This is a genomic window from Streptomyces sp. NPDC028910 (genome assembly GCF_055564955.1).
On the sequence record NZ_JBVHVF010000018.1, the window covers coordinates 26,709 to 50,065 of the forward strand.

At 70.3% G+C, this 23,357-nt stretch carries 24 protein-coding genes and 1 tRNA gene; 14 read left to right on the forward strand and 11 right to left on the reverse strand.

The window, feature by feature from the left end; translation table 11 throughout:
* The first annotated feature begins 364 nt into the window (after positions 1-364).
* Entirely contained in the window at positions 365-775 is a 411-nt protein-coding gene (locus tag ACZ4TV_RS21765) for a peptidase inhibitor family I36 protein (RefSeq protein ID WP_468136344.1), read from the forward strand.
* On the opposite strand, the gene ACZ4TV_RS21770 is transcribed toward ACZ4TV_RS21765, so the two are convergent.
* Both ACZ4TV_RS21770 and aceE read right to left on the reverse strand, forming a co-directional pair.
* Positions 756-1,607 carry a potassium channel family protein gene (locus ACZ4TV_RS21770; protein WP_468136345.1) on the reverse strand — a complete coding sequence of 284 codons (852 nt, stop codon included), beginning with the start codon at positions 1,605-1,607 and terminating at the stop codon, positions 756-758. The genes ACZ4TV_RS21765 and ACZ4TV_RS21770 overlap by 20 nt on opposite strands.
* Before the next feature lie 71 nt (positions 1,608-1,678).
* Positions 1,679-4,411 (reverse strand): pyruvate dehydrogenase (acetyl-transferring), homodimeric type, encoded by a 2,733-nt coding sequence (gene aceE, locus ACZ4TV_RS21775; protein ID WP_468136346.1) that lies wholly within the window; start codon positions 4,409-4,411, stop codon positions 1,679-1,681.
* A 441-nt stretch (positions 4,412-4,852) separates the two neighbouring features.
* Here aceE and ACZ4TV_RS21780 point away from each other — a divergent pair, with 441 nt between their 5' ends.
* The 6 genes from ACZ4TV_RS21780 (at position 4,853) to ACZ4TV_RS21805 (ending at position 9,398) form a co-directional block, all read left to right on the forward strand.
* A complete protein-coding gene (locus ACZ4TV_RS21780; protein ID WP_468136347.1) occupies positions 4,853-5,281 on the forward strand; it encodes a DUF3052 domain-containing protein in 429 nt (142 codons plus the stop codon).
* A gap of 178 nt (positions 5,282-5,459) precedes the next feature.
* Positions 5,460-5,918 (forward strand): peroxiredoxin, encoded by a 459-nt coding sequence (locus ACZ4TV_RS21785; protein WP_468136526.1) that lies wholly within the window; start codon positions 5,460-5,462, stop codon positions 5,916-5,918.
* A 147-nt stretch (positions 5,919-6,065) separates the two neighbouring features.
* The gene (locus tag ACZ4TV_RS21790; RefSeq protein ID WP_468136348.1) at positions 6,066-6,641 is read left to right on the forward strand and encodes a TerD family protein; all 576 of its coding nucleotides are present in this window, start codon (positions 6,066-6,068) and stop codon (positions 6,639-6,641) included.
* 171 nt (positions 6,642-6,812) lie between these two features.
* Entirely contained in the window at positions 6,813-7,388 is a 576-nt protein-coding gene (locus ACZ4TV_RS21795; protein WP_468136349.1) for a TerD family protein, read from the forward strand.
* Positions 7,389-7,422: 34 nt separating this feature from the next.
* A complete protein-coding gene (locus ACZ4TV_RS21800; protein WP_468136527.1) occupies positions 7,423-8,535 on the forward strand; it encodes a DUF475 domain-containing protein in 1,113 nt (370 codons plus the stop codon).
* A 122-nt stretch (positions 8,536-8,657) separates the two neighbouring features.
* On the forward strand, positions 8,658-9,398 hold the full coding sequence (locus ACZ4TV_RS21805; protein WP_468136351.1) for a TerD family protein: 741 nt from the start codon (positions 8,658-8,660) through the stop codon (positions 9,396-9,398).
* A 24-nt stretch (positions 9,399-9,422) separates the two neighbouring features.
* Here the strand turns inward: ACZ4TV_RS21805 and ACZ4TV_RS21810 are convergent, their stop codons facing one another.
* The gene (locus ACZ4TV_RS21810; protein ID WP_468136353.1) at positions 9,423-10,235 is read right to left on the reverse strand and encodes a TerD family protein; all 813 of its coding nucleotides are present in this window, start codon (positions 10,233-10,235) and stop codon (positions 9,423-9,425) included.
* 194 nt (positions 10,236-10,429) lie between these two features.
* Here ACZ4TV_RS21810 and ACZ4TV_RS21815 point away from each other — a divergent pair, with 194 nt between their 5' ends.
* From ACZ4TV_RS21815 to ACZ4TV_RS21830, 4 genes are read left to right on the forward strand one after another with little or no spacing between them, the layout of a single operon-like run.
* On the forward strand, positions 10,430-11,596 hold the full coding sequence (locus ACZ4TV_RS21815; RefSeq protein ID WP_468136355.1) for an HpcH/HpaI aldolase/citrate lyase family protein: 1,167 nt from the start codon (positions 10,430-10,432) through the stop codon (positions 11,594-11,596).
* A 20-nt stretch (positions 11,597-11,616) separates the two neighbouring features.
* A complete protein-coding gene (locus tag ACZ4TV_RS21820; protein WP_468136356.1) occupies positions 11,617-14,127 on the forward strand; it encodes a phosphoribosyltransferase in 2,511 nt (836 codons plus the stop codon).
* A complete protein-coding gene (locus ACZ4TV_RS21825; protein WP_468136357.1) occupies positions 14,124-14,954 on the forward strand; it encodes an HAD family hydrolase in 831 nt (276 codons plus the stop codon). Before ACZ4TV_RS21820 ends, ACZ4TV_RS21825 begins: the two co-directional genes overlap by 4 nt.
* Positions 14,951-15,610: an O-methyltransferase gene (locus ACZ4TV_RS21830; protein WP_468136358.1), complete on the forward strand. Its 660-nt coding sequence runs from the start codon at positions 14,951-14,953 to the stop codon at positions 15,608-15,610. Before ACZ4TV_RS21825 ends, ACZ4TV_RS21830 begins: the two co-directional genes overlap by 4 nt.
* A 22-nt stretch (positions 15,611-15,632) precedes the next feature.
* Here the strand turns inward: ACZ4TV_RS21830 and ACZ4TV_RS21835 are convergent, their stop codons facing one another.
* The 3 genes from ACZ4TV_RS21835 to ACZ4TV_RS21845 form a co-directional block, all read right to left on the reverse strand.
* Positions 15,633-15,848: an FmdB family zinc ribbon protein gene (locus ACZ4TV_RS21835; RefSeq protein ID WP_468136359.1), complete on the reverse strand. Its 216-nt coding sequence runs from the start codon at positions 15,846-15,848 to the stop codon at positions 15,633-15,635.
* Positions 15,849-15,904: 56 nt separating this feature from the next.
* Entirely contained in the window at positions 15,905-16,516 is a 612-nt protein-coding gene (locus ACZ4TV_RS21840) for a DUF4383 domain-containing protein (protein ID WP_468136528.1), read from the reverse strand.
* A 273-nt stretch (positions 16,517-16,789) separates the two neighbouring features.
* Positions 16,790-18,082 (reverse strand): hypothetical protein, encoded by a 1,293-nt coding sequence (locus ACZ4TV_RS21845; protein WP_468136360.1) that lies wholly within the window; start codon positions 18,080-18,082, stop codon positions 16,790-16,792.
* A gap of 65 nt (positions 18,083-18,147) precedes the next feature.
* Here ACZ4TV_RS21845 and ACZ4TV_RS21850 point away from each other — a divergent pair.
* A tRNA-Val gene (locus ACZ4TV_RS21850) sits at positions 18,148-18,222 on the forward strand.
* A gap of 531 nt (positions 18,223-18,753) precedes the next feature.
* The gene (locus tag ACZ4TV_RS21855; RefSeq protein WP_468136361.1) at positions 18,754-18,996 is read left to right on the forward strand and encodes a helix-turn-helix domain-containing protein; all 243 of its coding nucleotides are present in this window, start codon (positions 18,754-18,756) and stop codon (positions 18,994-18,996) included.
* 33 nt (positions 18,997-19,029) lie between these two features.
* Here the strand turns inward: ACZ4TV_RS21855 and ACZ4TV_RS21860 are convergent, their stop codons facing one another.
* The 5 genes from ACZ4TV_RS21860 to ACZ4TV_RS21880 form a co-directional block, all read right to left on the reverse strand.
* Complete coding sequence (locus ACZ4TV_RS21860) at positions 19,030-19,350, reverse strand: hypothetical protein (RefSeq protein WP_468136362.1); 321 nt, start codon at positions 19,348-19,350, stop codon at positions 19,030-19,032.
* Positions 19,351-19,374: 24 nt separating this feature from the next.
* The gene (locus ACZ4TV_RS21865; RefSeq protein WP_468136363.1) at positions 19,375-20,283 is read right to left on the reverse strand and encodes a radical SAM/SPASM domain-containing protein; all 909 of its coding nucleotides are present in this window, start codon (positions 20,281-20,283) and stop codon (positions 19,375-19,377) included.
* Positions 20,284-20,648: 365 nt separating this feature from the next.
* The gene (locus tag ACZ4TV_RS21870; protein ID WP_468136364.1) at positions 20,649-21,089 is read right to left on the reverse strand and encodes a hypothetical protein; all 441 of its coding nucleotides are present in this window, start codon (positions 21,087-21,089) and stop codon (positions 20,649-20,651) included.
* On the reverse strand, positions 21,086-21,436 hold the full coding sequence (locus ACZ4TV_RS21875) for a DUF6415 family natural product biosynthesis protein (protein WP_468136365.1): 351 nt from the start codon (positions 21,434-21,436) through the stop codon (positions 21,086-21,088). The genes ACZ4TV_RS21870 and ACZ4TV_RS21875 overlap by 4 nt, the downstream gene beginning before the upstream one ends.
* Before the next feature lie 96 nt (positions 21,437-21,532).
* The gene (locus ACZ4TV_RS21880; RefSeq protein WP_468136366.1) at positions 21,533-22,708 is read right to left on the reverse strand and encodes a helix-turn-helix domain-containing protein; all 1,176 of its coding nucleotides are present in this window, start codon (positions 22,706-22,708) and stop codon (positions 21,533-21,535) included.
* A gap of 93 nt (positions 22,709-22,801) precedes the next feature.
* Between ACZ4TV_RS21880 and ACZ4TV_RS21885 the strand changes: the two genes are divergently transcribed.
* On the forward strand, positions 22,802-23,347 hold the full coding sequence (locus ACZ4TV_RS21885; protein ID WP_468136367.1) for a flavoprotein: 546 nt from the start codon (positions 22,802-22,804) through the stop codon (positions 23,345-23,347).
* Positions 23,348-23,357: the final 10 nt, after the last annotated feature.

Sequence of the window (23,357 nt, forward strand, 5' to 3'; positions counted from 1 at the left end):
CGCCGAGTGGGCGGTCAGAGTACCCATGACCGAGGGCGCGGCGACTGCTCCGTTAAGCCGTTTGCGACGTGCCTTCCGCCGCTGCCGGACCGTTCGTCCGACCGGTCGCGCGTGACACGTTCGGGTCGGACCCGGCCCGTCCCCGCACGCCTGCCGGGACGGGCGCGGGCCCGTCCGAAGGCTCGTGGAAGCGTCAACTCCGCACGAACGACAGCCCCGCCGGATGGTTCCGGTGCGGCTGTCGCCTATCAGGGTGGACCGGTCCCGGGGCCCTTCCGCCCGCCCGTCGCCGCAGGTCAGCGTGGTGTCGTCGGAGCCCCGGAAACGGTCCGGGCGCCCGCCGTCCACAAGGAGTTGACCCGTCATGCGTACGTGTGGAACCACTCGCTTCACCACCACCCGCGTCACCACCACCCTGGCCGCGATCGCCCTGGCCCTCACCGCCCTCATCCCCAGTACGGCCACCACGGCGCACGCCGCGGGCCCGCCGGTCCTCGGCGCCTGCGCGACCGGGCAGCTGTGCCTGTGGGCGAAACCGGAGTTCAAGGGCGCCCGGCAGACCCACGAGCTGAGCACCCTGGACATCAACAGCTGCACCGCGCTGCCCGCCGGGACCAGCGCCCAGTCGCTCACCAACCGCACCGGGCGCCCGGTGACCACCTACCAGTCGGCGGAGTGCGCGGAGACGGGCGAGTTCCAGACCTATCCGGGCGACGGGGTCTGGCTGCCCCAGTCGCCCTACCAGGTACGGGCGTTCAAGGTGTGGGAGAGGTAGCTTCCCGCGGCGCCGGGGCGTTCGGCCGGCCGGTGGCCGCGGTGGCCGCGGTGGCCGCGGTGGCCGTGGTGGCCGTGGTGGCCGTGGTGGCCGCGGTGGCGTCGGCCGCCGCGTCGCCCAGCCGGGCGACCTCGCCGCGCAGCGCCCGTACCTCTTCCCGGAGTTCCTGGATGGCCGCCAGCTGGAGCCTTTCCACCTGGTCGTCGCGCTCGAAGCGGGAGATGAACCAGGCGGCGATGTTGGCGGTCACCACACCGAGCAGGGCGATCCCGGACAGCATCAGGCCGACGGCCAGGAACCGGCCGAGCCCGGTGGTGGGCGAGTGGTCGCCGTACCCGACCGTCGTCATCGTGGTGAAGGACCACCACACGGCGTCGCCCAGGTTCTTGATGTTCCCGCCGGGGGCGTCGCGCTCCACGCTCAGCACCGCCAGCGAGCCGAACATCAGCAGTCCCACGACGGCCCCGGCCACGTACGTCGTCAGCTGGATCTGCGGGGCCATCCGGGCCCGCCGGCCCACCAGCAGCAGCGTCGACACCAGCCGCAGCAGCCGCAGCGGCTGTACGAGCGGCAGCACCACGGCGGCCAGGTCCAGCCAGTGGGTCCGCAGGAAGTGCTTGCGGTCCGCCGCAAGGGCAAGCCGCACCACGTAGTCGGCCGCGAAGGCACCCCACACCGCCCACTCCGCGTGGGTGCAGGCCCGGTGCACCGCCGGATCCGCGTCGGGCGCGACGATGGGCACGGCGTAGGCGATGGCGAACGCCACGGCGAGCACCAGCAGGGGAGCCTGCGTACGGCGCTCCCAGCGCGCCCGGCGGGAGGGTTCCTTCATGCGGAGCATCGTAAAGAACGAGTAAGGGGTGCTGGGACACCTGTCCCAGCACCCCCACGCAAGGGTGACGGCTACGCGTCGCCGCCCGCCGCGCCCGGGTCGGCCGCCGTGACGTCCAGCAGCTGGTACCGGTCGACGGCCTGCTTCAGCGCCGAACGGTCGATCTTCCCCGCCTTGGCGAGCTCGGTGAGCGTCGCCAGGACCACCGACTGCGCGTCGATGTGGAAGAAGCGCCGGGCCGCACCGCGGGTGTCCGCGAAGCCGAAACCGTCCGCGCCGAGCGAGGTGTACGGACCGGGAACCCACCGCGAGATCTGGTCCGGAACAGTCCGCATCCAGTCCGAGACCGCCACGAACGGCCCCTCCGCACCCGACAGCTTCCGCGTCACGTACGGGGCGCGCTGATCCTCCTCCGGGTGGAGCAGATTGTGCCGCTCCACCTCGACGGCCTCGCGGCGCAGCTCGTTCCAGGAGGTCGCCGACCAGACGTCCGCCTTGACGTCCCAGTCTGCGGCCAGGATCCGCTGCGCCTCCAGCGCCCACGGCACCGCCACGCCCGAGGCCATGAGCTGCGCCCCGATGGTGCCCGAGGTGCCCCGGGACACCCGGTGGATGCCCTTGAGGATGCCGTCCACGTCGACGTCGGCCGGCTCCGCCGGGTGCTGGATCGGCTCGTTGTAGACGGTCAGGTAGTAGAAGACGTCCTCCGCCTGCGGCCCGTACATCCGCCGCAGACCGTCCTTGACGATGTGCGCGATCTCGTAGCCGTAGGCCGGGTCGTACGCCACGCAGCCCGGGTTCGTCGAGGCCAGCAGCTGGGAGTGACCGTCGGCGTGCTGGAGGCCCTCACCCGTGAGGGTGGTCCGCCCGGCGGTCGCGCCGAGCACGAAACCGCGCGCCAGCTGGTCGGCCATCTGCCAGAACTGGTCACCGGTGCGCTGGAAACCGAACATCGAGTAGAAGACGTACACCGGGATCAGCGGCTCGCCGTGCGTCGCGTACGCCGAACCCGCGGCGATCAGCGAGGCCGTGCAGCCCGCCTCCGAGATGCCGTCGTGCAGCATCTGGCCGGTCGGCGACTCCTTGTACGCGAGCAGCAGCTCGCGGTCGACCGCCTCGTACTGCTGGCCCAGCGGGTTGTAGATCTTGGCGCTCGGGAAGAAGGCGTCCATGCCGAAGGTGCGGTACTCGTCGGGCGCGATCAGCACGAAGCGCTTGCCGATCTCCTTGTCCCGCATCAGGTCCTTCAGGATGCGGACGAAGGCCATCGTGGTGGCGATCGACTGGTGGCCCGAGCCCTTCTTGGCGGCCGCGTACGCGCTGTCGCCCGGCAGCTGGAGCGGCTTCGCGCGCACCACACGGGTCGGCACGTAGCCGCCCAGGGCGCTGCGCTGGTCGTGCATGTACTGGATCTCGGGCGAGTCCGGGCCCGGGTGGTAGTACGGCGGCGCGCCGCTCTCCAACTGCGCGTCCGTGATGGGGATGTGCAGGCGGTCGCGGAAGCGCTTGAGGTCGTCGACCGTCAGCTTCTTCATCTGGTGCGTCGCGTTGCGGCCCTCGAAGTTCGGGCCCAGCGTCCAGCCCTTGACGGTCTGCGCCAGGATCACCGTCGGCTGGCCCTTGTGGGCCTTGGCCGCCGCGTACGCCGCGTAGACCTTCTTGTGGTCGTGGCCGCCGCGGCCCAGGTGCTGGATCTGCCGGTCGGACATGTTCTCGACCATCGCGCGCAGCCGCTGGTCGTCGCCGAAGAAGTGCTCACGGATGTACGCACCCGATTCGGTGGCGTACGTCTGGAACTGCCCGTCCGGGGTGGTGTTCATCTTGTTGACGAGGATGCCGTCGCGGTCCTGGGCCAGCAGCGGATCCCAGGAGCGGTCCCAGATCAGCTTGATGACGTTCCAGCCGGCGCCGCGGAACTGCGACTCCAGCTCCTGGATGATCTTGCCGTTCCCGCGCACCGGGCCGTCGAGGCGCTGGAGGTTGCAGTTGACGACGAAGGTCAGGTTGTCCAGGCCCTCGCGGGCGGCGATCGACAGCTGGCCGAGCGACTCCGGCTCGTCCATCTCGCCGTCGCCGAGATACGCCCAAACGTGGGACTTGGAGGTGTCCGCGATCCCGCGCGCCTCCATGTACCGGTTCATCCGCGCCTGGTAGATCGCACTGATCGGGCCGAGGCCCATCGAGACGGTCGGGAACTCCCAGAAGTCCGGCATCAGACGCGGGTGCGGGTAGCTGGAAAGGCCGTACGGGGCCTTCGACTTCTCCTGGCGGAACGCGTCGAGCTGCTGCTCGGAGAGCCGGTCCAGGAGGTAGGCGCGGGCGTAGATACCGGGGGAGGCGTGGCCCTGGAAGAAGATCTGGTCGCCGCCGTCGCCCTCGTCCTTGCCCCGGAAGAAGTGGTTGAAGCCCACGTCGTAGAGGGAGGCGGAGGAGGCGAACGTGGCGATGTGGCCGCCGACGCCGATACCGGGACGCTGGGCGCGCGAGACCATGACGGCCGCGTTCCACCGGGTGGCGTTGAGGACCTTGCGCTCGATCTCCTCGTTGCCGGGGAAGAACGGCTCGTCCTTGGTGGCGATCGTGTTGACGTAGTCCGTGCTGCGCATCTCGGGCACGGCCACGCGCTTCTCGCGGGCCCGCTCCATCAGCCGCAGCATCAGGTAGCGGGCGCGCTCACGGCCCCGCTCGTCGACTGCGGCGTCCAGGGAGTCGAGCCACTCCTGCGTCTCCTCCGGATCGAAGTCCGGGACCTGGCTCGGCAGGCCGCCAATGATGATCGGATTGCGATCGGATGCGGAAGCCACGCTGTTCCTTCGCTGTCAGGGGAGTCGTGCCTTGGGTTTCGCCGCCTCCCATGGTCTTACTCTCAGCCGAAATCGTCATCTTTACCACCGGGTAACCCCTGGAGCGGGTTGGGGTGCGGGGAGGAGCGGATCGGCGGCAGTCCGGCCGAACCGCCACCTTACGCTCAAGCCGGGCATCGCCTTCGTAAGGCCGTTCGTCCCTCAAACAGGTAGGAAAGACCTCATGCGATGCCGAACGAGCTGGAATGCTGTGGGATGAATCACGGCAGGTGCACGCGGGCAGGCTGAAAGTTGCGGCGAGACGGCCGCAATCGTCACCGTTTCGACGGTCTCGACGGCCGGGTACTTGCGCGATCCGCCGCGCCCGTGTGGACTACGCCCAATGCTGCGCGTACGCGCGCCGCCGAAAGACATTCACCGAACATGAGCAGGAGGCACCCCGTGAGCGCGACCGCGGACCACGCGGAGAGCCTGGCCGCCCGGCTGGGTTTCCAGTCCGAACAGGTGGTCCAGGAGATCGGCTACGACGACGACGTCGATCAGGAATTCCGTGACGCCGTTGAGAGTCACATCGGCAACGATCTCGTCGACGAGGAGTACGACGACGTCGCCGACGCGGTGCTGCTGTGGTTCCGCGACGAGGACGGCGACCTGACGGACGCCCTGGTCGACGCGACCGAGCTGGTCGAGGACGGCGCACTGATCCTGCTGCTGACCCCCAAGACGGGCCAGGACGGCTTCGTCGAGCCCAGCGACATCAGCGAGGCCGCCGAAACCGCCGGCCTCTCGCTGGCCAAGGGCATGACCGTCGGCAAGCTGTGGACCTCCACCAAGCTCGTGACGCCCAAGGCAGCCAAGTCCAAGCGCTGAGCCGCGCCCCGCGATCCATGCGGACACACGCCCCGCCGACCAGGTGACCCCGGTCGGCGGGGCGTGTGCGTACGCGGCACCGCCCCGACCGGGCCCGCGTGGACACCCCCTAGGCTTTGACTCACCCGAACAGCCCCATGCAGAAATGCAGAAATGCAGGAACGAAGGGATGCGAGAGATGGCGATCGAGGTCGGCGACAAGGCCCCGGACTTCGAGCTCAAGGACAACCACGGCGCGACCGTGCGGCTCTCCGACTTCCGGGGGGAGAAGGCAGTGGTGCTGCTCTTCTACCCGTTCGCCTTCACCGGCGTCTGCACCGGCGAGCTGTGCGAGCTGCGCGACCAGCTGCCGCGCTTCCAGAACGACGACGTCCAGCTCCTCGCGGTCTCCAACGACTCCGTGCCGACCCTGCGGGTCTTCGGGGAGCAGGAGGGCCTGGACTACCCGCTGCTGTCGGACTTCTGGCCGCACGGGGAGACCTCCCGCGCGTACGGGGTCTTCGACGAGCAGAAGGGATGCGCGGTCCGGGGCACCTTCATCATCGACAAGGACGGCGTGGTGCGCTGGACTGTCGTCAACGGGCTGCCGGACGCGCGTGACCTGAACGAGTACATCAAGGCGCTCGACAGCCTCTGAGCGTTCCTGCGCGGGCCGCACGCCGGTTCGCGGCAGATCCCTGCGAAAACCGCTTACAGGCGGGAACCCGTCACTAGGATCGAAACGTTGATCCGGTAGCAACCGCACGACGGGGCACCGCCCCACACAGAACCCAATGGAGGACCCGTGGGAGTCAGCCTCAGCAAGGGCGGCAACGTCTCGCTGACCAAGGCCGCGCCTAACCTGACGGCGGTCATCGTCGGTCTGGGCTGGGATGCTCGCACCACCACCGGTGTCGACTTCGACCTCGATGCCAGCGCGATCCTGACCAGCGACCAGGGCAAGGTCACCAGCGACGCGAACTTCGTCTTCTTCAACAACCTGAAGAGCCCCGACGGCTCGGTCGAGCACACCGGTGACAACACCACCGGCGAGGGCGAGGGCGACGACGAGGCGATCAAGGTGAACCTGGCCGGTGTCCCGGCCGATGTCGCCAAGATCGTCTTCCCGGTCTCGATCTACGAGGCCGAGAGCCGCCAGCAGAGCTTCGGCCAGGTCCGTAACGCGTACATCCGCGTCGTGAACCAGGCCGACAACACCGAGCTCGCCCGCTACGACCTCTCCGAGGACGCCTCGACCGAGACCGCCATGGTCTTCGGCGAGCTGTACCGCAACGGCCCGGAGTGGAAGTTCCGCGCCATCGGCCAGGGTTACGCCTCCGGCCTGCGCGGCATCGCGCAGGACTTCGGCGTCAACGTCTGAGTCCGAAAGCAGTTCATCCGTCCGGCGCCGTGCACAGTGTGTACGGCGCCGGACCCGCTTCACCGGCCTTACGGCCTCACGGCCCGACGGCTTCGCCTTGCAGACCGCGCCGCACTGCCGCACTGCCGCACGCGGCACACCGCCACACCGTCGTCCGGGGAGGACCACAACATGGGCGTCACACTCGCCAAGGGGGGCAATGTCTCCCTCTCCAAGGCCGCACCGAACCTCACCAGGGTTCTGATCGGGCTCGGATGGGACGCGCGCTCGACCACGGGCGCCGACTTCGACCTGGACGCCAGCGCGCTGCTGTGCAACAGCGGCCGAGTGCTGGGGGACGAGTACTTCGTCTTCTACAACAACCTCAAGAGCCCCGAGGGCTCCGTCGAACACACGGGGGACAACCTCACCGGCGAGGGGGACGGCGACGACGAGTCGATCATCATCGACCTCACTAAGGTGCCGGAGCGCGTGGACAAGATCGTCTTTCCGGTCTCGATCCACGAGGCGGACTCCCGCCGGCAGAGCTTCGGGCAGGTCAGCAATGCCTTCATCCGCGTGGTGAACCAGGCCGACGGCCAGGAACTGGCCCGCTACGACCTCTCGGAGGACGCCTCCAGCGAGACCGCGATGATCTTCGGCGAGGTCTACCGGTACGGGGCCGAGTGGAAGTTCCGTGCCGTGGGGCAGGGGTACGCGTCGGGGCTCAGGGGCATCGCTCTAGACTTCGGGGTCAACGTTTCGTAAAGCCGTACCAAGACGCATGGGGTGCCAGGTGCCAGTGGTTCTGAAAACCTTCGGCTGGTCGTTCGCCATCACGGCGCTCGGCCTCGCCTTTGCCGCGTGGCAGTGGGGGTGGGAGGCGTTCGGGGTCGTACTGATCCTGTCGATCCTCGAGATCTCGCTGTCCTTCGACAACGCGGTCGTCAATGCCGGAATCCTGAAGAAGATGAACGCCTTCTGGCAGAAGATCTTCCTCACCGTCGGCATCCTGATCGCCGTCTTCGGAATGCGGTTGGTCTTCCCGGTGGCGATCGTCGCCATCAGTGCCAAGGTCGGCCCGATCGAGGCCATCCAACTGGCGCTGGACCACCCCGAGCAGTACGAGGCCCTGGTCACCGACGCCCACCCGGCCATCGCCGCTTTCGGTGGCATGTTCCTGCTGATGATCTTCCTCGACTTCATCTTCGACGAGCGTGAGCACAAGTGGCTCGCCTGGCTGGAGCGTCCGCTGGCCAAGCTCGGCAAGGTCGACATGCTGTCGGTCTGCATCGCCCTGATCGCGCTGCTCGTCTCGGCGATGACCTTCGCCGTCAACGCCCACACCAGCACCGGCCACGCGGACAAGTCCGCCACCGTGCTGCTCGCCGGCGTCGCCGGCCTGATCACGTACCTCATCGTCGGCGGCCTGTCCTCGTTCTTCGAGAACAAGCTGGAGGAGGAAGAGGAGCGCGAGCACGAGGAGGAGGAGAAGGCCCAGGCCGCGGGCAAGCCCGTCTCCGCCGTCGGCCTGGCCGGCAAGGCCGCTTTCTTCCTCTTCCTCTACCTGGAGGTCCTCGACGCCTCGTTCTCCTTCGACGGGGTCATCGGCGCTTTCGCCATCACCAACCACATCTTCTGGATGGCGCTCGGCCTCGGCATCGGCGCCATGTACGTCCGTTCGCTCACGGTCTACCTGGTCCGCCAGGGCACGCTGGACGACTACGTCTACCTGGAGCACGGCGCGCACTACGCGATCGGCGCGCTCGCGGTCATCCTGCTGATCACCATCCAGCACGAGATCAGCGAAATCATCACCGGCCTCATCGGCGTGGTGCTGATCGCCGGCTCCTTCTGGTCCTCGCTGCGCCGCAACAAGCGCCTGGAACTGGAGGGTTCCGCCGCCGAGGCATGATCGCGGCGGTAATGCGGAACGCTCAACTGCGGGGCGGTCCGCCGGGTCGACGGACCCGGCGGGCCGCCCCGTTTCCGTAGGCTTCAACGGGACCAGGGCACCAGGGGACAGGGGGGTAGGGGATGGGCTTCTTCGACGGCATCTTGGGCAGCCGGGCCGTGCAGTTCCAGTCGGGCAGCGCCTCGTCGAACGCGATCGAGCTGACGAAGCGACATTCGACGGTGTCGCTCACCAAACAGGGGGCCGTCCACGGCAATCTGCGCGTCAACCTGTCCTGGCGCATGCGCACCTCGGACATCGGCGGCCGCTCCGGCCAGAGCGGCCAGCTCTTCCGGCACCCCTTCAAGCTGTTCAAGCCGGACATGGTGCAGGCCCACACCCAGGGCATGGTCAATGTCGACCTCGACATGGGCTGCCTGTACGAACTGACCGACGGCACCCGCGGCGCCGTGCAGCCGCTGGGGAACCTGCTGGGCGACCTCAACGACCCGCCGTTCGTCAAGCTCAGCGGGGACGACCGGTTCGGCTCGGCGTCGGGGGAGACCCTCTACGTCAATCTCGACCACGCGGACGAGATCAAGCGGCTGCTGATCTTCGTCTACATCTACGACCAGACCCCGGCCTTCGACCGGACGCACGCCATGGTGACCCTCTACCCCGTGACGGGGCCGCGGATCGAGATCCCGCTGGACGAGCGGCACCCCCAGGCCCGCTCCTGCGCGGTCGTCTCCCTGGAGAAGGTCAAGGGCGAGCTCGTCGTGCGGCGCGAGGTGAAGTTCGTGTACGGGTTCCAGGCCGAGCTGGACCGGCTGTACGGCTGGGGGCTCCAGTGGGGGCGGGGCTACAAGAGCACCAAGAGCTGACCGGAGCCCCGGGGCGCGGCGACGTCAGCGGCGGATGAACTGCGGCCCCTGCACCGGCAGCCGGAAGGACGGATCGCCGCCCGGCCCCGGCACCGGCGCCGGGGACACCGGCTGCGGGTACCCGTAGGCGGGCTGGACGGCCGGCGGAGCCTGCGTGGGCGGGGCCGGCGGGGCCATCGCCGCCGTCTGCTCCGCGGTGGGCCCGCCCGCGCCCCCGGACATGCTTCCGCTCGCGGCGGCTCCGGCCGGGGCCGGCCCGGCGGACTCGGCGGGCTCGGCGGGCTCGGCGGCGTTCTCGTCGACCGAGATCCCGTGGTCGGTCGCCAGGCCCACCAGCCCGTCGGAGTAGCCCTCGCCGAGCGCGCGGAACTTCCACCCCTCGCCCCGGCGGTACAGCTCGCCGCAGATCAACGCCGTCTCGGCGCCGGTCTCGGGCCGTACGTCGAAGTGGGCCAGCGGTTCGGAGCCGCCGGTCGCGCCGGCGTCGTAGAGGAGGATCCGCAGGTCGTGGACCCGGCGGAAGGGGACGTCCTCGGCCGAGGCGACCACCAGGATCCGGTCCACCGCCGGGGTCACGGTGCGCAGGTCCGCCTGGACGGCGTCGGTGACCGCGTCGCCGAGCTGCTTCTTGCCGAGTCGCCAGACGGCCCCGGAGGGGTGCCGGGGCTGGTTGTAGAAGACGAAGTCCTCGTCCGAACGCACCCGGCCGTCCGGGCCCACGAGCAGCGCGGAGGCGTCCACGTCCGGAACCTCGGGGCCGCCGGTCCAGCGCAGCACCGCCCGGACCGCCACGGCGGCCACCGGGATGTTCGAGCCCTTCTGCATCGCGTGCGTCATGCACGTCATCCTGCCCTCCCGGGGTGGAGCGGGACAATGCGGCCCCCCGTAGGGCCTTGTCTCGAACGCCAGAGCTGGGCATGGTGCAAGAGGGTTACCTGAACTTCATGTGCTTGAGGAACTCTTGACTCACGTTCGTACGTACTATTACCGGCCATGCCAGTTGGGCCGCCGAGGCAGTACGGGGGAAGCACATGCGTCACTTTGGGCACATAACGCCCACCGTCCGTAAGGACCTCTTCCATCAGGAACCGGCGGAATTCACCGGAGCCTCACCGGCCCGTGTCCTCGCGGCGGCGCTCGGAGCGACGCTCTACAGTCCGGCCACCCGCCCCTCGCTCGCCGCGGACATCCGCAAGCAGGCCGGCCGCGGAGTCGTCTCCATGGTCCTCTGCCTGGAGGATTCCATCAGCGACACCGATGTCGCCGGCGCCGAGGAGAACCTCGTCCGGCAGTTCTCCGAGCTCGACGGCGATGGCGCGGAGCTCCCGCTGCTCTTCATCCGCGTCCGCACGCCCGAGCAGATACCCGACCTGGTGCGCCGCCTGGGCGGCTCCGTACGGCAGCTGGCCGGATTCGTGCTCCCGAAGTTCGACGAGAGCCGCGGGATCGCCTTCCTGGAAGCCGTCGCCCAGGCGGAGGCCGCCAGCGGACAGCCCCGTCTGTATGCCATGCCCGTCCTGGAGACCCCGGGCCTCCTCCACCTGGAAACGCGCGTGGAGACCCTGGCCGGCATCTCCCGTACGGTCAACAGCCACCGCGAGCGGGTCCTGGCCCTGCGGCTCGGCGTGACCGACTTCTGCTCGGCCTACGGCCTGCGGCGCACTCCCGACATGACCGCCTACGACGTCCAGATCGTCGCGGGCGTCATCGCGGACGTCGTCAACGTCCTCAGCCGCGCCGACGGCACCGGATTCACCGTGACCGGCCCCGTCTGGGAGTACTTCCGCAGCCAGCAGCGCCTCTTCAAGCCCCAGCTGCGCCGCAGCCCCTTCCTGGAGGAGGGCGTGGAGGAGCTGCGCACCGCACTGATCGAGCACGACCTGGACGGCCTGCTGCGCGAGATCGAACTCGACCGGGCCAACGGCCTGCTCGGCAAGACCTGCATCCACCCCGCCCACGTCACGCCGGTGCACGCGCTGTCCGTGGTCTCCCACGAGGAGTTCTGCGACGCCCAGGACATCCTGCGGCCCGAGCGCGGCGGTGGCGGAGTGATGCGTTCCGCCTATACGAACAAGATGAACGAGGTGAAGCCCCACCGGGCCTGGGCCGAGCGCACCATGCTGCGCGCCGAGGTCTTCGGTGTGGCGAAGGAGGAGGTCGGCTTCGTCGACCTGCTCACGGCCGGACTCCAGGTGTGAACACGCTGGTGACGGCGCCGATGACGAGGAAAGGCAAGACGATCGAAGCGGTGTGGTCGGGTACCTGGGTCGCGGACCGGCTGGGCGTGAGCCTGCAGGACTCCGAGGAGGGTCCGCAGCTCACGGAGCTGCTCGGACTGGCCCTGCGGCGCAACCCCAAGCGCGCGCACCTGCTGGTCTCGCAGGTGCTGGGCAAGCACGTCCCGCAGGCCCCGGAGGTCGTGTACGCCGCCGGGTACGGCCTCGGCGAACGGGTACGGGCCCTGCTCGGCGAGGACGCGGCCAGGGCGGCCGTGGTCCTCGGCTACGCCGAGACCGCCACCGGGCTCGGCCACTGCGTGGCCGACGGCCTGGGCACCGCCCCCTACCTGCACTCCACCCGCCGGCCCGTGCCGGGCGTGGAGCCCGCCGGCGGCTTCGAGGAGGCGCATTCGCACGCCACCTCGCACCTGCTGCTGCCCGAGGACCCGACGCTGCTCGCGGGCAGCGGACCGCTGGTCCTCGTCGACGACGAGTTCTCCACCGGCAACACGGTCCTCAACACCATCCGTGACCTGCACGCCCGCCACCCCCGCGCGCACTACGTGGTCGTCGCCCTCGTCGACATGCGCTCCCCGGCCGACCGCGACCGGCTCACCGCCTTCGCCGCCGACCTGGGCGCGCGCGTGGACCTGATCGCCCTCGCCTCGGGCACGGTCACCCTCCCGGACGGCGTCCTGGCGAAGGGCCGGGCACTGGTCGAGGAGTACGAGAGCCAGACGGAGCCCCAGGCGCACACGGAGGCCCCTGCCGGGCAAATCCAGCCCCGCCGGCGTTTGAGGCGCGGGGTCTGGGGCGGAGCCCCAGCAGACGGCCCGCGGCCGATCACGCGCGTCTCGCTCGACTGGCCCACCGGCCTCCCGGACGGCGGCCGCCACGGCTTCACCCCCGCGCACCGCGCAGCGCTGAACGAGGCCCTGCCCACCCTGGCCCGCCAGCTCTCCGCCGCGCTCGGCGCCGCAGCCGCACGGGTCCTCGTACTCGGCAACGAAGAGCTGATGTACGCGCCGCTGCGCCTCGCCAAGGCCCTGGAGGAGGTGGGCGCGGCCCGCGAGGTCCGCTTCTCCACCACCACCCGCTCGCCGGTGCTCGCCGTCGACGACCCCGGCTACGCCATCCGCACCCGGCTCGTCTTCCCGGCCCACGACGCCCCGGCCGACGGCCCCGGCGACCGCTACGCCTACAACGTCGCGGGCGCCGGCTTCGACACCGTCGTCGCCGTCGTCGACTCGGCCGGCGACACCCCGGAACTGGAAGCGGGCCTGCTCGCGGCCCTCGCCCCGCACACCGGCCGCGTCGTGCTGGCCGTCGTCCCGTCCTACATACCCGACCGGCGGGAGCTGGAGCCGATCATGCCCGAGCCGTTGCGCGGCCCCGCCTTCTCCTCGTACGCCCCCGAGGACGTCGGCTGGCTGCTCCAGGACTTCTCCGACGTCGAGCTGGAGGCCCCGACCGAGGAGCGCGAGGAGGCGATCCAGGCCGGCGGCGCCCACTACGCCGAGTCCCTGCCGGTCGAGTACCAGCCGTCCCGCCAGTACCAGGAGCTCTACCGCAGCGCGCTGACCGCCTCCGCCGCCCGGATGGCCCGCGCCGTCGGCACGGTCACCGAGACCGTCCTCGCCGAGCGTTCCCCCTCCCCGGTCCTGGTCTCCCTGGCCCGCGCCGGCACCCCCGTCGGCGTACTGATGCGCCGCTGGGCCCGCGCCCGGCACGGCCTGGACCTGCCGCACTACGCCGTCTCCATCGTGCGCGGCCGCGGCATCGACGCCAACGCCCTGCGCTGGCTGGCCGCCCACCACGACCCGGCCGACGTCGTCTTCGTGGACGGCTGGACGGGCAAGGGCGCCATCACCCGCGAGCTGAAGGTCGCCCTGGAGCAGTACCCGGGCTTCGACCCCGAGATCGTCGTCCTCGCCGATCCCGGCTCGTGCGTGTCGACGTACGGCACCCGCGAGGACTTCCTGATCCCCTCGGCCTGTCTCAATTCCACCGTGTCCGGTCTCATCTCGCGTACGGTTCTGAGGTCCGACCTGGTCGGTCCCGCCGACTTCCACGGCGCGAAGTTCTACCGCGAGCTCGCCGGAGCCGACGTCTCCGTCGCTTTCGTCGACACCGTCGCCGCCCACTTCGACCAGGTGGCCGACGCCGTCGACGAGGAGGTCAAGGAACTGCTCGCGGCCGACCGCACACCGACCTGGGAGGGCTGGGCGGCGGTCGAGCGGATCAGCGAGGAGTACGGCATCCACGACGTGAACCTCGTCAAGCCCGGCGTCGGCGAGACCACCCGCGTCCTGCTGCGCCGGGTGCCGTGGAAGATCCTGGCGCAGCGCGGCGCCGGGGCCGACCTGGACCACGTACGGCTGCTCGCCGAGCAGCGCGGCGTCCCGGTGGAAGAGGTCGACGGGCTGCCCTACACGTGCGTAGGACTCATCCACCCCCGATACACGCGCGGCGCCACCGGCGCCGACGGAAAGGCTGTGGCCTCGAAGTGACTGTCCTCGTAGCCAGTGATCTCGACCGTACGCTCATCTACTCGGCGGCCGCCCTCGGTCTGACCATGCCCGACTCGGTGGCCCCACGGCTGCTGTGCGTCGAGGTCCACGAGAGCAAGCCGCTGTCCTACATGACGGAGACGGCGGCGGGACTGCTGGCGGAGCTGACGGCCGATCCTTCGGTGGTCTTCGTGCCCACCACCACCCGTACGCGCAAGCAGTACCAGCGCATCCGCTTCCCCGGCCGCCCGGCCGCGTACGCCATCTGCGCCAATGGCGGGCAGCTGCTCGTCGACGGGGTCCCGGACCGGGACTGGCGCCGGCAGGTCGCGGCGCACCTGGCGCGGGACTGCGCCCCGCTGGAGGACGTCCACCAACACCTGCTGGCCGTGGCCGACCCGGCGTGGCTGCGCAAGGCGCGCGTGGCGGAGGACCTCTTCGCGTACCTCGTCGTCGAACGCGCCCTGGTCCCGGACGAATGGCTCAAGTCCCTGGCGGAGTGGTCCGAGAGCCGCGGCTGGACGATCTCGCTCCAGGGCCGGAAGATCTACGCCGTCCCGCGCCCGCTCACCAAGAGCGCGGCCATGCACGAGGTCGCCCGCCGTACGGGAGCGACCGCGACCCTCGCCGCGGGAGACTCCCTCCTGGACGCGGACCTGCTGCTGGCGGCCGACGCCGGATGGCGCCCCGGCCACGGCGAACTGGCCGACGCGGCCTGGACGGCGCCGACGGTGACGGCCCTGGCCGCGGCGGGTGTCCTCGCCGGCGAGGAAATCGTGCGCGCTTTGACCCGCGAGGCGGGCCGACTCGGCACACTGGGCGCATGACCAAGGGCAACAGCACCAAGATCACGGACGAGCTCTACCAGTACATGCTCGACCACAACCCCCCGCTGGACGCGGTCCAGCGGGAGCTGGTGGCGACGACCTACGCCACGTTCCCCGACGTCGCCGGCATGCAGTCGGCGCAGGAGCAGGGGCCGCTGCTGGCCTTCCTGGTCCGGCTGACGGGCGCGCGCCACGTCGTCGAGGTCGGCACCTTCACCGGCTTCTCGGCCCTGTCGATGGCCCAGGCGCTGCCCGCGGACGGCCGCCTCATCACCTGCGACATCTCCGAGGAGTGGACGGCGTACGGCAGGGAGGCCTGGGAGAAGGCGGGCGTCGCGGACCGCATCGAGCTGCGCATCGCGCCGGCGCTGGAGACCCTGCGCGCGATGCCGGCCGAACCCCACATCGACATGGCCTACGTGGACGCGGACAAGGAGAGCCAGATCGCCTACTGGGAGGAGCTCGTGCCGAGGATGCGTCCGGGCGGCCTGATCGTCACGGACAACACGCTGTTCCACGGCACGGTCCTCGATGAGTCGGCCACCGGCTCGGCGGCGGGCGTCCGCGCCTTCAACGAGCACGTCTCGGCGGACCCGCGCATGGACTCCGTCCTCCTGGCGATCTCGGACGGCCTGACCTTCTCGCGCAAGCGCTAGCCAGGGCGCTGGCCAGGGCGTGTCAGCCGCAGCCGCCGCCACCGCAGCAGCCCCCGCCGCCTGCCGCCCGGGCGGGCGCGGGCGCGCTGCTGGTCCCACCGACGGCGACGGCGGACAGCAGCTTGACGGTGTCGGCGTGACCTGCGGGACAGTCGGCGGGCGCGGAGGACGCGGCCATGGGCCGGCTGACCTCAAAGGTGTCGTCGCAGGTCCGGCAGCGGTATTCGTATCGAGGCATGCGCACAGGCTAAGCGGGGCCGGCTCCTGAGCGCTACGGGCGCCCTCTCCGGTGCGTCATGCGCGCCCTCTCCGCTGCGATACGGGCCCTCCGGCCCTCCCCGCGCTCCCCGCCCTGGCCGCTGCCCTGGCCGCTGCCCTGGCCGCGCCGGCCCGTGTGCGGTCCTCCAGGGCCGCCTGCTCGGGGTGTCGGGCCCGCCAGTACGGATTGTCGTGCGGCAGGGCGCTGCCCACCCGCCCGTACATCCCGAACCACATCAGCATCACGCCGACGACGAAGCTGAACAGCACGTTCTGGATCCGGAAGGCCAGGAAGTTGAAATCGCTGTCCAGCAGGGCGAGATTGACGAATCCGCTCAGGATGAACGCGACACCGAGCACGATGTTCAGGGTGGAGGCGAAGGTTCCGCCGATCACCATCCCCACGAACAACAGCCCCCCGATACAGATCGACAGGACACTCAGCGCGCCGTTGGTGTTCAGGGCGAGCACCGTGTCTCCACCGGTGTCGAAGAACCCGATCCGGTCGATGAGGCCCAGGATGCCGAAGGCGACCAGCAGCAGCCCGGTCAGGCCGGCGCCGACCCGGTAGATCTTGCTGAGCTTGTGATCGGTGGGCAGATGCTCGTCGAGCCGGGCATTGACGGGATTCAGAACGCGTCGCAGCACCGGGTGGGAGACCTGTGGTGGTTCGTTGGACGCATAAGGCTCATGGGGCACGTACGGCGCGTAGTTCTCATGGGGCTCGGTGCACCCGTAGAGCGCATGGGACACGTAAGACTCATGAGACTCATGCGGTACGGGGGGTGCCTGGCGTGTGCGGAACGCACGCGGCCTGTGGAAAATGTGGGCAGCCATACCGCCCTCCTCTGCTCCGTTCCCGGAACCTCCAGCATCCGCCGACGCCCACTCCCGGACAACTCCGGCCGGACAACTCCGGCCTCACCCGACGCCGCGTTCGGCCCGCATGTCCGCCACCACCCGGCCCACCGCCATCCGTACCTCCTCCATCTCCTGCAGGAAATGCCAGTAGTCGGGATGCCGCCCGTCCAGCGCCGCCAGCGCCCGGCCCACCCGTGCCACCGCGTCGTCCAGGGGCCGCGCGTGCCGCGGATCGGGCACGCTGCGGCCCGCCATCGCCAGCCGCTGCGCGTCCCGGATCGCGAAGCGGGTCCGGTCCACCTCCGCCTGCGGATCCCGCGCCACCGCCTCCAGGCGCGTCAGCCGGTCCTGCGCGGCCGACACCGCCTCGTCCGTCGCGTCCAGCGAGGCACGGACCGCCTCGATCAGCGTCCCCACGTCGGCCCAGCGCTGCTCGTCCCGGGCCCGGCCCGCCTCCTTGAGCCGGTCCTCGGCCTCCGCGACATCCCGTACCGCCTGGTCAGGGACGTGCTGGAGGTCCTGCCAGCACGCCGCCGTGAACCGCCGGCGCAACTCGCTCAGTACCGGATCCACCCGGTCCGCCCGGTTGCGCAACGCCTGCGCCCGCGTCCGCAGGCTCACCAACCGCCGGTCGATCTCCGCCGCCCGCTCCGGCAGCCGCGCCGCCTCGACCCGTATCGCCTCCGCGTCGCGCAGGATCCGGTCGGCGCGCTGCACGGTCTCCTGCACCCCGTGCCGGCCCGCGCCCTGGTTCAGCTTGGTCAGCTCCGGCCCCAGCGCCGCCAGCCGCGCCGCCAGGTCATCGGCCCGCATCCCCTTGGCCCGTACGGCGTCCAGCGCGTCACTGGCTGCGATCAGCGCGGCCTTGGCCCGCTCCCGGGCCGGCGCGACCCGGGCGAGCTGCGTCTCGGCCTTGTCCAGCAACGGCTGCAACCCCTGCGCGAACCGCTCCAGCTCCCCCTTGACCCGCACCAGCTCATCGCGCGCCCGGGTCAGCTGGTCGCACGCCCGCGTGGCGACCGAGGCCTCCAGCTCCGCCCGATCCAGATCGTGCGCGTCCACGGCCTCGATGTAGACATGGCTGACCTGGTCGATCCGCCGCCCGAGCGCGGCGAACCCCTCCGTGGCCTGCAGAGCGGCGGGCGACCCGTCCGCCGCGGCGATCGTCTCGATGGAGATCCGCAGATCCCGCTGCGCCGTATCCAGCTCGTAGAACGCGGCGGCGGCGGCATCCTTCGCCGCCTGCGCGTCCGCCCGCCGACTCTCGTCCCGCCCACCGAACCACCGCCGGGATGCCGTCGTCACAATGCCTCTCTCGTGCCGCGTCCGCTCGTCCGCCATGCCCCGGTCCATTCTCCCCCACGGAAACGGGTTTGCGTGGGGGGTGTGCCCGCCATGTAGGCTGTCCACTCATCCACGGGTGCGTAGCTCAGGGGTAGAGCGCTGCTCTTACAAAGCAGATGTCGGCGGTTCGAAACCGTCCGCGCCCACCAGTAGGAAGTAGCAGGTGAGAGCCTGTATTTGGCCCCCCGGTCGTGTTCGATTGGGGGGCCTTTCTCATGCCGGACGCCACATCGACGCCACATCGCCACCCGGATGCCCTCGGTCATCACCCATCTGGGGGCATACAACTGGCAGATCATCGGGTTATGGTGCAGGAGAGCGGGGCCGGTGCGACTCCCCACGCGCGCCAGATGTACGCCGCTCGGATTCTGTGCGCTGTGGCGGGGAGGCCCGGCGTACAGGCGGAAGGCCCCCGGCGCATGTGTCGCCGGGGGCCTTCTCGATGCCTACGTTAAACCGCCCGGCCCCGCAATGGGGACCGGGCGGCCGCCCCGATCGGAATCGGGGCCAGGACGGGCGCGCTCGGCGGATGTACGAACGCCGGCCGGGCCGTCCTGCTCACCCCTGATCGCGCGAGGCGCGGGGGGAGCTTGGGGGGTATGTGGAGGCCGGGCGTCCGGAATCACGTATGTAGGGTGCACCCTACATACATCCATTCATGATCACGCCAGCGTGTACGGGTGTCTCGTGCTCACCCCGTACCCGCTCACGTCATCGTCAGACGACGGCGCATCGCCGCGCAGATCCGGGCGGCCCGGGTGGACAGGAAGCTGACGCAAGAGGTCGTCGCCGACCGCGCCGGCGGGATGGACCGGGCCTCATACGTCCGCATCGAGCAAGGCCAGGCCTCCCCGCTCCTCGACACGCTCATCCTCATCGCGGACGCCATCGGCGTACCGCTCGCACATCTGGTCAGGGAGTAGCCCCGGCCGGAAGGGGGCCCGGCCGGGGCGGTCTCACACGGCCAATTCGCGCAGGGCGCTTAGCCGTTCCTTGAACAGTGGCCCAGCCGCGTAGCTCGCGGCCTCTGCCGATGGCGCGTACACCTCGATCAGGTGGTGCGAGCGGGCCTTCAGCTCGGCGGCCCAAGCCAACGCGTGCTGCTGCGCGGACCGCCCGCACTGCCGGGGCTCACCCGGCAAGCAGGCAGGCAGCGCGGGCCCGAGCTTGTTCACGGCGTGCCGGACCTGCCCGGCGATGGCCGCCCACTGCTCCTCGGTCCGCTCCTGTCCGGGCGGGGCCGGCCAGCTCAGCATGTGGTCGCCGTGCGGGTCCATCGCGGGTCCTCCAGGGTCAGGCGGTCAGGTGGTGGTGATCGTAGCGGCGCCGAGTGGCGCCTCCTCCGGGTCGCAGTGCCCCACCGACGGCACACATGGCCCGCACGGACCGCACATCGGAAGGAACTGGGGCGGCGCGCACGCGGCGGCGCCGGGGCCGTGGACGGCTGCGATGTCCGCGCGTGCCTGGGAGAGACGGTCGCCGGTCCAGATGTCGGCGAGCGCCTCCTCGCGGACGTTGCCGACGTCGATGAACCTGCCCAGGACGCACGGCCACACGGCGCCGTCCGGGCCGATCGCGCACTTCTCGTGCGCGCAGTGCCCGCAGAGATCCTTGATCAGCGGGCGGGCCCCGGCGCTGGCCCGGCCGAACGCGCGGATGCGATCACCGCCGACCTGCTCGACACCGATGGACTGGAGGTCGGTGACAGCCTCCATCGCACGCTGCCCCTCGCGGAGGGAGACGACGCCGCCGCGGATCGGGATCCCGAGGCCGACGGCCTTCGCCACGTTCGCACGTGTCTTGCGGTGAGCGCCCCGGAGCTGGGTGATCGAGTCGTGCTCGGCGGCGTCGTCGCTGTAGTACGAGGTAGCGAGCTTGGCGCCGTGCGCGGTGATGGCTTCCCAGACCTCGGGCCGGATGTGGGTCATGTTCGAGAAGACCTCGACGCCGAGCCCCCGGCCGGCCGCGTGCGCGATCAGCTCGGGCAAGTGCGGGTACAGGGTGGGCTCGCCCCCGATGAACTGCACATCCATGCCGCCCATCGCGGCGAGTTGGTCGATGACGGACACCCAGTCCGCGACCGTCATCGAGCCGTGGCCCTGGTCGGGCCCGGAGTCCGCGTAGCAGTGGTCGCAGCGTTCGTTGCAGAAGCCGGTGACCTCCAGCCACGCGAACTTCAGCGCGGTGCCGGGCGAGATGGTGGTACTCATGGGTGGTGCCTCCTCGTGGTGTTGGGGAGGTGCGGCCCGTCCGGTCGCGGTCCTGCCAGGGATGTGCGCGGCCGGACGGGGGTCAGTGGGTGCCGACGACGATCACGGCAAGAAGCGCGAGCAGGATGAGCACGAACAGGGCTTGTCCTCGCCAGTCGTTCACTGCGGCCGCCGGGAAGCACGCGGCGCCATGCGCATCCGGCGAGCGAAGCAGGCGGCGTGGGCGTACATCGACGGACGCGCCGCGGAGGCTGAGAAGTCGGGACCCACCCGGTTCGCGGCGACGGCCGCAACCGGCTTGTCGCAGTAAACGCAGTACTCGCTCGCGCTCAATTCGGCTCGTTCCTCTCTGGGTGGCGACTGGGTCAGTGGATGAGGCCGAGGCGCCTGTCTGCCTTGTAGCCCACGGTTCCGGTCAGTACGTGGTCGGGCCGGGACGGTGGCAGGACCGGGTCGAGGCAGACGCCGACGTGCGCGGCTCGGTCAGCCTGGGCGCGCAGGGCCCAGCCGTGCGGCGGTCGGGGGAGCGTGAGGAGCGTCTCCGGGTGCCCGTAGTCGAGGGCCCAGAACCCCTTCACGAAGTGCAGGACATGTGGAGTGGAGGGGTACCCCTCGCCCTCGTGCAGGCCGAGGCCGACAGCGATTCCGCGCAGATAGCGGTCGATCGTCGCTTCCCGTCGCACGTGCGCCTCGGGGTGGCCCATCATCACGTACGCGCATCCGTGGACGCCCCTTGAGAAGTTGATCCGCACCTCGTGTAGGAAGGCCGCGTCGGGCATGACGGCTCGGGGCAGGACGATGCTCACGCGTCTACCCGCCAGTGGCTTACCGCCTCGCGGCGCCGGCCTTCCTCCAGCAGTGCGTTGTGGAGGGTGCGCACGATGCGGGCGAGGGAGCGTGCGTGTCCCCAGTTCGCCAGTGGCTCCGGTCCGGGACCGGCTGCTGTCAGGGTGTCCCAGTCCGCGAGTGCGTCCGTCACCCGCGGGGCGCCAGCGTCCATCCTGCGGGCCCGGGCCACATACCGCTGTCCGTGTGCGACGAGTCGGTGCGTGAGGTCGTCGATCACCTCATCACCGGGTTTCAGGTTGTACGAGACGAGGATGCGCCGAACGAGTCGGGTGACCTCGTCGATCTCAGCTCTCGTCGGCTTCATGTCGGTGCTCCCTACCGTCGTCAGCGGGTGGTGACACCAGCCTGACGCCGCGGCGGAGCGTGAACACTCACAGATTTGTGAGTGCCTGTGAGCGCCCTACAAGCCGATCCAACGGGCCATCCCACCCAGGCTGTCCGGGGCCCGCCGCGACATGTGCACCAGCCCGCGGATCGTCGTCCGCGTACCCGGGAGATGCCGCGTCTGCTCCGGCGCCACGCGCCGAGCCTGCGCGAGGTAACGGAGCGACGCCTTGGGGGAACCGGCCTCCATCTCCACCAGCGCCCGATCCACCATGTAGCGGGCCCGCCGGGAGGTCAGCATTGTGTCCGGCACAGTGAGCACTCGGGCCTGGCCGAGGGCCGTGTCGAATTGCCTCATCGCGATCGACGCCCCCAGTTCGTGCAGGCGTACGTTGACCGCCCCGAAGCTCAGCCAGTGCACGTCTCCGGCCTCGCCGCCTACACGGCGGGCGAGGTCGCGGGCCGCGGCCAGGTGCGACTCAACCGCGGTTGCATCGCCGTCCTTCGCTGCCACGGTGGCCAAGCCCAGGTGCAGTTGGCCGGTCACCGCGAGGGCCTCCCGCGTCGTTTCACCCTCCAGCAGGGCCTGGCCGACGGTGATCAGGTGCGCGCTCGTCGCGCAGCGCCACAGCGTCGCCCGCTTGTACCGCTGGACCGCCTCGATGCACGGGTCCGAGGCGTGGCTGGCGGCCCAGCCCATCCGGTCCAGAGCGATGCGCGCCAGGTCTGGGTGATCGAGTTTCAGGGCGACGTCGTGGGCGGTTCGGTACGAGGACGCGAGCGCACGCCACGCCTCCGTAGACGAGGCCGTCCAGACGGTGTGCGTGAGCTCCAGAAGCAGCGCGGGCAGGGCCTTGGCTGCGGCGCGCAGGTGCGTCGCCCGAACCTTCTGGCACAGGACGTCCGCCGCGGTGGCCAGCTCCCGGACGGGCCGGACCGTCGGCAGCTCCGGAATCGGGCCGAGGTCGTAGCGGTCGAGGGCCTCACGGATGGGGGCGACCAGCGCGACCAGGCGGTCAGGCGGCAGCGACGTCACAGCGGGGGGTCCTGTCAGGTCAGACGAGTCCACCCCGAGGGCCTGCGCCACGGCCGCCACGAGACCGTCAGAGGCGCGGCGGGCGCCGCACTCCACCTGATTGAGGAGGCTGAGGCTGTACGGGATCCGGTCGGCTAGCTGCTGTTGCGTCAGGTGCTTCAATCGCCGCTGCTCCCGAATTCGGGATCCGGTGTGGTCATCGTCGGGTAGAGGCATACTGGTCTCCGTCCAAGACTCGTCATCATGGACGGTACCGCTATCGCCCCCGACTCCACCCGGACCGGGGGCGGTTGCATAGGCTCGGGCGTCATGACGACACGAACGCTGTACCTCTTCGGCTCGGCCGCCCCGCCTGTGTTCGACGTCGCCCACGTCATCGAGGACGCACAAGCGCGCGGCTGGGACGTCTGCCTCGGCCTCACCCCATCTGCTGCAGAGTGGCTGGAAGACGGCCTCGACGGGCTCGCCGCCCTCACCGGCCACCCGGTCCGGAGCCGGTACAAGCGGCCCGGACAGCCCGACGTATGGCCCAAGGCGGACGCGATCCTTGTGGCGCCGGCGACCTTCAACACGGTGAATGCGTGGGCGCTCGGGCTGACCGATCGATTCGTCGTCGGCGTCGTCGCCGAGGGCATCGGTAAGGGAATCCCGACCGCGGTGATGCCGTGCGTGAACGCGGCCTACGTGCAGCACCGGGCGTTCGATCGATCCGTGCAGGAGCTGCGAGGCATGGGGGTGCAGGTCTTGTATGGCGAGGGCGGCTTCGTGCCTAACCAGCCCGGCGAGAAGAAGCCGTACCCGTGGGGGCTCGCCCTGGACGCCGTAGAGGGCTTGGCCTCCACCCACGATCGGTAGACGCGCGAAA